General features: G+C 69.8%; 13 protein-coding genes. 8 read left to right on the forward strand and 5 right to left on the reverse strand.

The annotated features are described in order from the left end of the window. The first annotated feature begins 190 nt into the window (after positions 1–190). Entirely contained in the window at positions 191–817 is a 627-nt protein-coding gene (locus tag A9X04_RS14760; RefSeq protein WP_067921549.1) for a GNAT family N-acetyltransferase, read from the forward strand. A gap of 22 nt (positions 818–839) precedes the next feature. On the opposite strand, the gene A9X04_RS14765 is transcribed toward A9X04_RS14760, so the two are convergent. The 4 genes from A9X04_RS14765 to A9X04_RS14780 form a co-directional block, all read right to left on the reverse strand. Further along, complete coding sequence (locus A9X04_RS14765) at positions 840–2,276, reverse strand: GuaB1 family IMP dehydrogenase-related protein (protein ID WP_067921551.1); 1,437 nt, start codon at positions 2,274–2,276, stop codon at positions 840–842. 24 nt (positions 2,277–2,300) lie between these two features. Next, positions 2,301–3,761: an NADP-dependent phosphogluconate dehydrogenase gene (gndA, locus tag A9X04_RS14770; RefSeq protein ID WP_067921553.1), complete on the reverse strand. Its 1,461-nt coding sequence runs from the start codon at positions 3,759–3,761 to the stop codon at positions 2,301–2,303. A 100-nt stretch (positions 3,762–3,861) separates the two neighbouring features. Continuing rightward, on the reverse strand, positions 3,862–4,812 hold the full coding sequence (locus A9X04_RS14775) for a M56 family metallopeptidase (protein WP_067921555.1): 951 nt from the start codon (positions 4,810–4,812) through the stop codon (positions 3,862–3,864). A gap of 14 nt (positions 4,813–4,826) precedes the next feature. Further along, complete coding sequence (locus A9X04_RS14780; protein WP_067921560.1) at positions 4,827–5,246, reverse strand: BlaI/MecI/CopY family transcriptional regulator; 420 nt, start codon at positions 5,244–5,246, stop codon at positions 4,827–4,829. A gap of 258 nt (positions 5,247–5,504) precedes the next feature. On the opposite strand from A9X04_RS14780, the gene A9X04_RS14785 reads away from it, so the two are divergent. From A9X04_RS14785 to A9X04_RS14815, 7 genes are all read left to right on the forward strand, one after another. Next, complete coding sequence (locus A9X04_RS14785) at positions 5,505–5,918, forward strand: PaaI family thioesterase (protein ID WP_067921562.1); 414 nt, start codon at positions 5,505–5,507, stop codon at positions 5,916–5,918. 64 nt (positions 5,919–5,982) lie between these two features. Then, on the forward strand, positions 5,983–6,285 hold the full coding sequence (locus tag A9X04_RS14790) for an urease subunit gamma (RefSeq protein ID WP_067921573.1): 303 nt from the start codon (positions 5,983–5,985) through the stop codon (positions 6,283–6,285). Beyond that, entirely contained in the window at positions 6,282–6,593 is a 312-nt protein-coding gene (locus A9X04_RS14795) for an urease subunit beta (protein ID WP_067921564.1), read from the forward strand. The genes A9X04_RS14790 and A9X04_RS14795 overlap by 4 nt, the downstream gene beginning before the upstream one ends. Further along, positions 6,593–8,314, forward strand: coding sequence for an urease subunit alpha (locus tag A9X04_RS14800; RefSeq protein WP_067921565.1), 1,722 nt, complete (start codon positions 6,593–6,595; stop codon positions 8,312–8,314). Before A9X04_RS14795 ends, A9X04_RS14800 begins: the two co-directional genes overlap by 1 nt. Before the next feature lie 5 nt (positions 8,315–8,319). After that, positions 8,320–8,955 (forward strand): urease accessory protein UreF, encoded by a 636-nt coding sequence (locus tag A9X04_RS14805; RefSeq protein WP_067921566.1) that lies wholly within the window; start codon positions 8,320–8,322, stop codon positions 8,953–8,955. 106 nt (positions 8,956–9,061) lie between these two features. Next, positions 9,062–9,739: an urease accessory protein UreG gene (gene ureG / locus A9X04_RS14810; RefSeq protein ID WP_067921567.1), complete on the forward strand. Its 678-nt coding sequence runs from the start codon at positions 9,062–9,064 to the stop codon at positions 9,737–9,739. Further along, entirely contained in the window at positions 9,739–10,386 is a 648-nt protein-coding gene (locus tag A9X04_RS14815) for an urease accessory protein UreD (RefSeq protein ID WP_067921570.1), read from the forward strand. The genes ureG and A9X04_RS14815 overlap by 1 nt, the downstream gene beginning before the upstream one ends. Here the strand turns inward: A9X04_RS14815 and A9X04_RS14820 are convergent. Beyond that, positions 10,383–10,949: NAD(P)/FAD-dependent oxidoreductase (locus A9X04_RS14820; RefSeq protein WP_197509173.1), on the reverse strand; the 567-nt coding region annotated here is incomplete at its 5' end. The two genes, A9X04_RS14815 and A9X04_RS14820, sit on opposite strands and share 4 nt — an antisense overlap.

Genomic DNA, 10,949 nt, shown 5'->3' on the forward strand with positions numbered 1-10,949 from the left:
GTGCCTGCGGCACGTCGATCCCTTCACTGCCTGGAGCCGGTGCGGACGCGGTCGCCTTCCGTCGTTGCTGATTTATGGTAGCCGGGTGGCTCCCGCCCGCGGCCGACCACCGCTTCGGGGTGCGTCCTGCCACACGGCGGCCGACCCGACTATGGGTTGCCTAACCTTACCCCGCTAGGCTGGGCGCACTATGGCGTCCGAAGCCCCACCCGAAGCCCGATCGGCCCAGATCCTGCCCCGCGAGCGCCTCGACCTCGCCGAGGAGATCGCAAGCATCGCCCGGCCCCCGCTTCCCGGGCTGGATCCGCCTTTCGCGTTGCGCGTCGCGGAGCGCGCGGACGCGGCCATGGTGTCGGAATGGATGAACCGTCCGCACCTGGCGGCGGCCTGGGAATACGACTGGCCGACGCCCCGCTGGGAGCGGCATCTCGGCGCACAACTCGACGGGACGTACTCGCTGCCGCTGCTCGGGAGCATCGGCGGCGCCGATTGCGCATACCTCGAAATATATTGGGGTGCAAAGGATCTCATTTCGCAGTATTACGACGCCGGACCCTACGACGTGGGGGTGCACGCCGCCATCGCCGACCCGGCCCTGGTGAACCGGGGGCTGGGCCTGGCGCTCCTGCCGCGGATCATCGCCAGCGTCTTCTCGGTGGAGCCGCGTTGCCGCCGGATCATGTTCGATCCCGATCACCGCAACACCGCGGCGCGCCGACTGTGCGAGGCCGTCGGATGCGCGTTCCTCGGCGAGCATGACACGACGAACCGGCGCATGTCGCTGTACGCGCTGGAACGCCCGACCCCCGACGCATGAGCGGCGTGGGCGACGCGGCGGCTCACCAGCCGAGCGGCAGCGGATGGCCCTCGGCGAAGCCCGCGGCGGACTGCACGCCGACGACGGCCCGCTCGTAGAGTTCGGTCAGGTTCGCCGCGCCGACGTAGGTGCAGGTGCTGCGCACGCCCGAGGTGATGTGGTCGATCAGGTCCTCGACTCCGCCGCGGTCCGGGTCGAGCCCCATGCGCGACGTCGAAATGCCCTCCTCGAACAGCGCTTTGCGGGCGCGGTCGAACGCGGTGTCGGCGCCGCTGCGGGCCACCACCGCGCGCTTGGACGCCATGCCGTAACTCTCCTTGTAGGGCTGGTCGTCGCGGTCGCGCATCAGGTCACCGGGCGATTCGTAGGTCCCGGCGAACCACGACCCGATCATCACGTTGGACGCCCCGGCGACCAGGGCCAAGGCCACGTCCCGCGGATGCCGGACGCCGCCGTCAGCCCAGACATGTCCGCCCAATTGCCTTGCCGCCGAGGCGCATTCGACCACGGCCGAGAATTGCGGGCGCCCCACCGCGGTCATCATCCGGGTGGTGCACATCGCCCCGGGACCCACGCCGACCTTGACGATGTTCGCCCCGGCGCCCAGCAGATCGCGGGTGCCTTCGGCGGAGACGACGTTGCCCGCCACCAGCGGCACCCCGAGCTCGAGCGATGCGACCGTGCGGATCGCGTCGAGCGTCTTGACCTGGTGCCCGTGTGCGGTATCGATGACCAGCACGTCGACACCCGCCTCGGCCAGGGAACGCGCCTTGGCCCCCACGTCGCCGTTGATGCCGACGGCCGCGCCCACCCGCAAACACCCGCGGGCGTCGACCGCCGGGGTGTAGAGCCCGGTCCGCACCGCCCCGGTGCGGGTCAGCACCCCCGCCAGCGTGCCGTCGGCGTTCGTCACCACCGCGACCCCGATCGGGGCGTGCTCGAGCAGGTCGAAGACCTTGCGCGGCTCGGTGCCGACCGGGGCCGTGACGAAATCGGTGCTGGCGACGTCGCGCACCCTGGTGAAGCGGTCCACACCGAGGCAGCTCGATTCGCTCACCAGCCCCATCGGGCGGCCCTCGAAGACGACGACGGCGACCCCGTGCGCGCGCTTGTGGATCAACGCGGTGGCATCCGACACCGAATCCTCGGGCGCCAGCACCACCGGGGTGTCGAGCACCAGATCGCGGCTCTTGACGAACTCCACCGTCTGCTGCACCGCGGTGATCGGGATGTCCTGGGGCAGGACGACCAGCCCGCCCCGCCGCGCCACCGTCTCGGCCATCCGGCGCCCGGCCACCGCGGTCATGTTGGCGACCACCACCGGGATGGTGGTGCCCGAGCCGTCGTTGGTGGACAGGTCGACATCGAAGCGTGACGCGACCTCCGACCGGTTCGGCATGACGAAGACGTCGTTGTAGGTCAGGTCGTACCCGGGTCCATGCCCGTCCAGGAATCTCATCGCAGTGCGTGTACCCCGTTATGCCTAAGCGGGCACTTCGCTGTGGTCGCCGCTCCACAGCGTGTGGAAACGCTTGTCCGGGTCGTCGTCGATGCGGCCATAGGTGTGCGCGCCGAAGAAGTCCCGCAGCCCCTGGGTCAGCGCCGCGGGGAGGCGCTCGGTGCGCAGGGCGTCGTAGTAGGACAGCGCGGAGGAGAAGCCCGGGACCGGGATGCCCAGCTGTGTGGCCGTCACGACGACGCGCCGCCAGCCGTCGATCGCGGCCTCGATCGCGCTGCGGAAGTAGGGGGCGACGATCAGCGTCGGCAGGTCGGGGTCCTCGTCGAACGCCTCCTTGATGCGGTTGAGGAACTTCGCCCGGATGATGCATCCGCCGCGCCAGATGGTGGCGAGATCGCCCGGGGTGATGCCCCAGTCGTATTCGGCGCTGCCGGCCTGGATCTGGTTGAAGCCCTGCGCATACGCGATGATCTTGGACGCGTACAGGGCCTGCCTGATGTCCTCGGTGAACTGCTGGTTGTCATCCGGCTTCCGGCCCAATTCTCCCGAGGCCAGCCCGGTCGTGGCCTTGCGCTGGGTCACCGAACCCGACAGCGCGCGGGCGAACACGGCCTCGGCGATGCCGGTGACCGGGACGCACAGGTCGAGGGCGGACTTCACGGTCCAGCGGCCGGTGCCCTTCTGCTCGGCCTCGTCGAGGATGACGTCGACGAGAGGCTTGCCGGTTTTCGCGTCGGTCTGGCGCAACACCTGCGCGGTGATCTCGACCAGGAAGCTGTCCAGGTCGCCGGAGTTCCACTCGTCGAAGACGTCGGCGATCTGCCCGGCGGTCTTGCCGAGCCCGTCGCGCAGCAGCTGGTAGGCCTCGCCGATGAGCTGCATGTCCGAGTACTCGATGCCATTGTGCACCATCTTGACGAAGTGGCCCGCGCCGTCGGGGCCGATGTGCGTGCAGCACGGAACGCCGTCGACGTGGGCGGAGATCTCCTCGAGCAACGGGCCCAGCGACTTGTAGGACTCGGCGGGGCCGCCGGGCATGATCGACGGGCCGTTGAGCGCGCCCTCCTCGCCACCGGAGATTCCGGCGCCGACGAAGTGCAGCCCGCGCTCCCGCATCGCCTTCTCGCGGCGAATGGTGTCGGTGTAGAGAGCGTTGCCGCCGTCGATGATGATGTCGCCTTCCTCCATGGCGTCGGCGAGCTCGTTGATGACGGCGTCGGTGGGGTCGCCGGCCTTGACCATGATGAGTACGCGGCGCGGCTTCTCCAGGGCGGCCAGGAATTCCGCGATGGTCTCCGACCGCACGAATGTGCCCTCGTCACCGTGCTCTTTGAGCAACGCGTCGGTCTTGGCGACAGACCGGTTGTGCAGCGCCACGGTGTAGCCGTGCCGGGCGAAATTGCGCGCGATGTTCGACCCCATCACCGCCAGGCCGGTGACACCGATTTGCGCGGTAGCGGTTGGTGAATCGTCCGACGAACCCATGTCTTCGCCTCTCAAGTCTTCAGAACGTTGCCGAAAAGCTTTCCGTCACACTGTGGCACAGCGGACATGCGCCCGCCCGCGGTGATGGCTCCGCCTTGGTTCAGAGGTTGAACAGCCGCCGCAGCTCGGTGAGCCACGGAACGGCGAGCGCGACGGTGGGCACCACGAACACGGCGACCGCGGCCAGGTATGCGGCCGCCGACAGCGCCAGGCTGTTGCCACACCCACACAACCGGCGCACGCGGACCACGGTGCTGGTACCGCCCGCGGCCAGCGCACCCGACGGCGCGTGCCCCGCCGCGCACGCGACCAGGGCCCGCGCCAACGGAGCGCGGCCTTCCGCGCGCACGGCGGCGTCGTCGGCGAGGAGTTCGACGAGCAGCTGCACCGCGCCGAGCGCGTTGGCGCTACGCACCAGCCGCGGGAACGCGGCGTGCACCGCGGTGAAGGCCTCCAGAACGAGGTCGTGGCGGGCCCGCAGATGCGCGCGCTCGTGGGTGAGGATCGCCGCGACCTCGGCGTCGGCGAGGGTGTTGAGCGCGCCCTCGCTGACCACCACCCGGCTGCGCACGCCGGGCAGGCAGTAGGCGAGCGGCTGCGGAACGTCCAACACGCGCAGGTCGCGCGTGCGGGCGCAGGGCTGGGGGAGCGTCGCCCCGTGGCCGACGCCGACCAGATCCACCACCATGCGGTGATGGGCCCGCCGCCGCCGATTCGCGATGGCCACCCGGACCACGGCGACCACCAATCGGGCTCCGACCAGCACGGTCAACGCGAATACGCCGATGTATGCCGCCCACAGCGGCCACCCCAGCCGGCCCGCGTCGCCGAGGATGCTGGCGGTGGGCCGCCCGTCGGGACCGGGCATCAGCAGCCGCGTGGCGATCGCGATGCCGGCGCTGAAGGCGGAGAGGACCGCGGCCAGCGCGACGGCCTGCCACAACACCATCGCGGCGCGGGGTGCGCGCAGCGGCCAGCTCGCGCGTGCCAACAGGGCCGGCACCGGACCGACCAGCAGCACCGCGAGGATGGTGAAGGCCAGCGCGGACACGCTGTCAGTCTCCCTCAGTCCTCCGTCGACGCGCCAGCAGATGACACGTTATTGCGGTGATTGGTTTCCAGTTCGGCGAGCGCGCGCCGCAGCGCGTCCGCTTCGTCGGCGCCCACCCGCTCGACGAAATGGACCAGTGCGGCCTGCCTGCCGCCGGAATCCTCTGCCTGGGACAGCGCGTCGACCATCAGCCCGGCGACCAGTTCGTCGCGGCCGTGCACGGGTGCGTACCGGTGCGCGCGGTCGTCGCGGATCTGGGAAACCAGATTCTTTTTGGCCAGCCTTTGCAGCACGGTCATGATCGTCGTGTAGGCAAGGTCGCGTCGCGCCGACAGTGCGTCGTGTACCTGGCGGACCGTTTGAGGTTCCGGCGTGGACCACAGATGGTCCATCACGGCGCGCTCCAGATCCCCCAGCCGGGTCAGTTTCGCCATAGTGCGTTCTCTCCTGAGCGTCGACAACATCGTACTCCCGGTTTACTACCGACGGTCGTACCGGAGCTGCTCAACCCGCCACCAAACGAGAGCTTGCGAAATTAGGGCAGCCTTGCCTATGCTAACCGAGTCGAGCGAACAGCGACCGCGGCAGAGTCCTGAGGGCTGCAGTGACCCCCGGTCTACTCGATCGGCGAGCCCCGTGCCCAACGGCACGGGGCTCAGCCGTTTCAAGGGACGATGGTGTAGACACAGAACGTGCCACAGCCTCCGGAGACGACCATTTCGACGGATTTCACCGCGCCCTTCGACCAGGAGATCGGGCTGCGATTCACCGAACTCGGTCCCGACGGCGCCCGCGCCGAGCTCGAGGTCACCCCCAAGTTGTTGCAGCCGATGGGCCTGGTGCACGGCGGCGTCTACTGCTCGATCATCGAGAGCATGGCCAGCGTGGCCGCCTACACCTGGCTCGCCACCCGCGGCGGAGGCAACGTCGTGGGAGTCAACAACAACACCGATTTTCTGCGTTCCATCGGCTCGGGCATGGTGTACGGCAAAGCCGAACCGATCCACCGCGGCCGGCGCCAACAGCTGTGGCTGGTCACCATCACCGACGCCGACGACCGGGTGGTCGCCCGGGGCCAGGTGCGGCTGCAGAACCTCGAGGCGTAGGCGAACCGGCGTCGAGCGTGGCCGGGCGGTCACGCCCCCGGGCGCCGTGGCAGGATTCCAGAGCGTGCTCCTGACGCCGCACGAACAAGAGCGATTGCTGTTGTCCTACGCCGCCGAACTGGCACGTCGCCGCCGCGCCCGGGGCCTGCGGCTGAATCATCCGGAGGCGGTTGCCATCATCACCGACCACATTCTCGAAGGCGCGCGCGACGGCCGCACCGTCGCCGAGCTGATGGCCAGCGGCTGCGGGGTGCTCAGCCGCGACGACGTGATGGAGGGGGTGCCGGAGATGCTGTCCGACGTGCAGGTGGAAGCGACGTTCCCCGACGGCACCAAACTGGTCACCGTCCACCACCCGATCCCATGATTCCCGGCGAAATCCTCTACGGCAGCGGCGATATCGACATCAACGCGGACGCGGAGCGGATCGAGCTGCGGATCGTCAACACCGGTGACCGGCCGGTACAGGTCGGCAGCCACGTGCACCTTCCGCAGGCCAATGCGGCGCTCTCGTTCGACCGCGCCGCCGCCCACGGCTACCGGCTGGACATTCCGGCGGCAACCGCCGTGCGATTCGAACCCGGTGTGGCCCAACAGGTCCGGCTGGTCCCACTGCGCGGCCGCCGCGAAGTGCATGGCCTGAGCCTGACCCCGCCCGGACAGCTCGACGCCTGATGTCGAGCGTGTCGCGAGAACGCTACGCCCAGCTTTTCGGCCCCACCGCCGGTGACCGGATCCGGCTGGCCGACACCGACCTTCTGGTGGAGATCACCGAAGACCGCAGCGGGGGACCGGGGCTGGCCGGTGACGAGGCGGTGTTCGGCGGCGGCAAGGTGCTGCGCGAGTCGATGGGCCAGGGACGCGCCACCCGGGCCGAGGGCGCACCCGACACGGTGATCACCGGTGCGGTCATCATCGACCACTGGGGAATCATCAAGGCCGACATTGGGATTCGTGACGGCCGCATCTCGGCGATCGGCAAGGCGGGCAACCCCGACACCATGACGGGGGTGCACCCGGACCTGGTCGTCGGGCCGTCCACCGAGGTCATCGCCGGCAATGGCCGGATCGTCACCGCGGGCGCCATCGACTGCCACGTGCACCTGATCTGCCCGCAGCTCATGGCCGAGGCGCTCGGCGCCGGGATCACCACGATCATCGGCGGCGGCACCGGGCCGGCCGAGGGCACCAAGGCCACCACCGTGACCCCGGGCGCATGGCACCTGGCCAGGATGCTGGAGGCGCTCGACGGCTGGCCGGTGAACTTCGCACTGCTGGGCAAGGGGAACACGGTCAGCGCCGAAGGGCTGTGGGAGCAATTGCGCGGCGGCGCTTCGGGTTTCAAGCTGCACGAGGACTGGGGGTCCACGCCGGCGGCGATCGACGCCTGCCTCACCGTTGCCGACGCCGCCGGCGTCCAGGTGGCGCTGCACACCGACACCCTCAACGAGATGGGGTTCGTCGAAGACACCCTGGCCGCGATCGCGGGGCGGTCGATCCACACCTATCACACCGAGGGCGCCGGTGGCGGCCACGCGCCCGACATCATCACCGTCGCGGGCAAGCCCAACGTGTTGCCCAGCTCGACCAATCCGACTCGGCCGCATACGCGTAACACCCTCGACGAGCACCTCGACATGCTGATGGTCTGCCATCACCTCAATCCCCAGGTGCCCGAGGACCTGGCCTTCGCCGAGAGCCGGATCCGGCCGTCGACCATGGCGGCGGAAGACGTGCTGCACGACATCGGCGCGATCTCGATGATCGGCAGCGACTCACAGGCGATGGGCCGCATCGGGGAGGTGGTGCTGCGCACCTGGCAGACCGCCCATGTGATGAAGCGCCGTCGCGGCGCGCTGCCCGGCGACGGTGCGGCCGACAATCTGCGGGCACGACGCTACGTCGCGAAATACACCATCTGCCCGGCGATCGCCCACGGCCTCGACCAGGAGGTCGGCTCCGTGGAGGTGGGCAAGCTCGCGGATCTGGTGCTGTGGGAACCCCCGTTCTTCGGGGTCCGCCCGCACGCGGTGCTCAAGGGCGGCATGCTCGCGTGGGCGGCGATGGGGGACGCCAACGCGTCGATCCCGACGCCCCAGCCGGTGCTTCCGCGCCCGATGTTCGGGGCCGCCCCGGCAGCCGCGGCCACGACGTCCGTGCATTTCGTTGCGCCGCAAGCGATCGAGGCCGGCCTGGCCGAGCGGCTCGCGGTCACCCGGCGGCTGTCCCCCGTTCGGAACACCACCGGGCTCGGCAAGGCGGACCTGCCGCTCAACGACGCGCTGCCCGACATCGAAGTGGACCCGGACACGTTCACCGTGCGGATCGACGGCGAGGTCTGGCAGGAGGACCCGCCGGCCGAACTGCCGATGGCGCAACGCTACTTCCTGTTCTGACGTCCATGTCCGCACTCGCGACGCTGCTCGCCCTGGCCGATTCCCGACTGCCGGCCGGCGCTCACGTGCACTCGGGCGGCGTGGAGGAGGCGGTCACCAGCGGCCTGGTGACCAACCTGGATACGTTGGAAGCCTTCCTGCGCCGCCGGATTCGCACCTCCGGGCTGGTCTTCGCGTCGATCGCGGCGGCGGTCCACCGCGGCGAGCTGAATCCCGATGCGGCCGACCGGGAGACCGATGCCCGCACGGCGGCCCCGGCCGCCCGGGAAGCATCGCGCAGCCAGGGCCGCGGACTGGCGCGGCTGGCGCGGCGGGTCTGGCCGGACGCCCCCTGGGACGACCTCGGCGCCCAGCCGCACCTGCCCGACGCGGCGGGGCGGGTGGGTGCCGTGAGCGGGCTGGTCCCCGAGCAGACCGCCCTGGCGATCACCTACACCACGATGACCGGCTCGGCGACGGCCGCCCAGCGGCTGCTTGCTCTGGACCCGGCCGAGGTTGCCGCGTGCACGTTTCGGCTGGCGGACCTGTGCGAGCGCACCGCCACCGAGGCGGCCGCCGGGCTGGCCGACTTGTCCGACCCGTTGCTCGACACGCTCGCGCAACGCCACGCTGAACGGGAACGTCCGCTCTTCGTGTCCTGAAGACCGGATGACTGATCCCACGAGGTACCTTCTTGGGCAGCGACTGCAAATTCGCGCACGGCCGGCCGGCGCGTCCGGTCTTCGGTCATGTTCTGAAAGGCCCCGCATGTCAACACATCTGCACACACACAGCCATACACACGTCGAGCGGCCGCGACGGGTCCGGCAACCGGGGGAGCCGCTGCGCATCGGCGTCGGCGGCCCGGTCGGCTCGGGCAAGACGGCGCTGGTCGCCGCGCTGTGCCGGCAGCTGCGCGACGAGCTGTCGCTGGCGGTGCTGACCAACGACATCTACACCACCGAGGACGCCGACTTCCTGCGCAGGCATGCGGTGCTGCCTGACAACCGGATCGCGGCCGTGCAAACCGGTGGGTGCCCGCACACCGCGATCCGCGACGACATCACCGCCAACCTCGACGCGATCGACGATCTGATCGCCGCGCACGATCACCTGGACCTCATCCTGGTCGAGTCCGGCGGCGACAACCTGACGGCCACCTTCTCCTCCGGTTTGGTGGACGTGCAGATCTTTGTCGTCGACGTCGCCGGCGGCGACAAGGTGCCGCGCAAGGGCGGCCCCGGGGTGACCTACTCGGACCTGTTGGTAGTCAACAAGACTGACCTTGCACCGCTCGTCGGAGCCGACCTGCAGGTGATGGCCGACGACGCCAACGCGGTGCGCGGCGGTCGGCCGACGGTGTTGCAGTCCCTCACCGACGACCCTGCTGCCTCGCAGGTGCTGGCTTGGGTCCGCGCGCAATTGCGCGAGGCGGCAACCGTGTGATGCGGTCGCGGGTCCTGGTGGTCGCGTATCCGAACCGGCTACCGCGCATCGAGTGCGCCGGCGCCGTGGCCGCCCGCTGCACCGCGCCCGATACCGTCCATCTCGTGTCGGCGGCCGCCACGCCATTGGGTGGCGACAGCATCGACTTCCGCGTCATCGTCGAAGGCGGCGCCCGCCTAAAACTCCGCAGCGCCGCCGCCACCGTGGCGTTGCCCGGAGCCAATGTTCCTACCTCGCACGCCCATTGGGACGTGAAAGTGACTGGAAGCCTCGACATCGATTTGGAGCCCACGGTGGTCGCCGCCGACGCCCGCCACGTGTCCGGCGCCGACTTCTGCTTGCGCGACGGCGCCCAGGTGCGCTTTCGGGAGCGGGTGCAGGTCGGCAGATACGACGAGCGCCACGGCTTTTGGTCGGGATCCCTGCGCGCCGACTGTGACGGTCGCCCACTGCTGCGCCACCGCGTGGAGCTGGGTGCCGGATCGCCGGCCGATGACATCATCGCGGCGCCTCGTGCGTCGATCCACGAATTGCGCTACCCCGAAACGGCTTTCCCGGACACGCCGGTCGACGCCGGTGCGACCGTGCTGTCGCTGGCCGGCGGCGGCCTGCTGAGTACGTGGCAGGCCGACCGGCTGGGTGGCTAGCTGGCGCGTTTGGCGGTCGCCGGCCGTTTGGCTTCCGCCGCGAGCACCGCGAGTTGCTCGAGACGGGTGCGGGCGAATGCCTGCTGTTCGGTGATGGTCAGCTGGCCGCGCCGGGTGCTCAGGAAGGTCACCGTCCACGACAGCAGCGTGCTGACCTTGGTCTTGAATCCGACCAGGTAAACCAGGTGCAGCACCAACCACATCAGCCAGGCGATGAAGCCGCTGAACTCCAGGGGACCGATCTTGGCCACCGCCGAGAACCGCGAAACGGTGGCCATGGAACCCTTGTCGAAATACTGGAACGGCTCACGCTCGGCCGGATCGGCCCCGCCGAGTTCGGCTTTGAGCGTGTTGGCGACGTACTTGGCGCCCTGGATAGCGCCCTGGGCCACGCCCGGAACGCCCTCGACGGCCGCCATGTCGCCGACGACGAACACGTTCGGGTGCCCCGGGACGGACAGATCCGGTAGCACCTTGACCCGCCCGGCCCGGTCAAGCTCCACCGAGGACTGCTCGGCGAGGTCGCGGCCCAGCCCACTGGCCTGCACGCCGGCGGACCACAC

Source organism: Mycobacterium sp. E3247 (assembly GCF_001667785.1).
In the GTDB taxonomy this organism is placed as follows: domain Bacteria; phylum Actinomycetota; class Actinomycetes; order Mycobacteriales; family Mycobacteriaceae; genus Mycobacterium.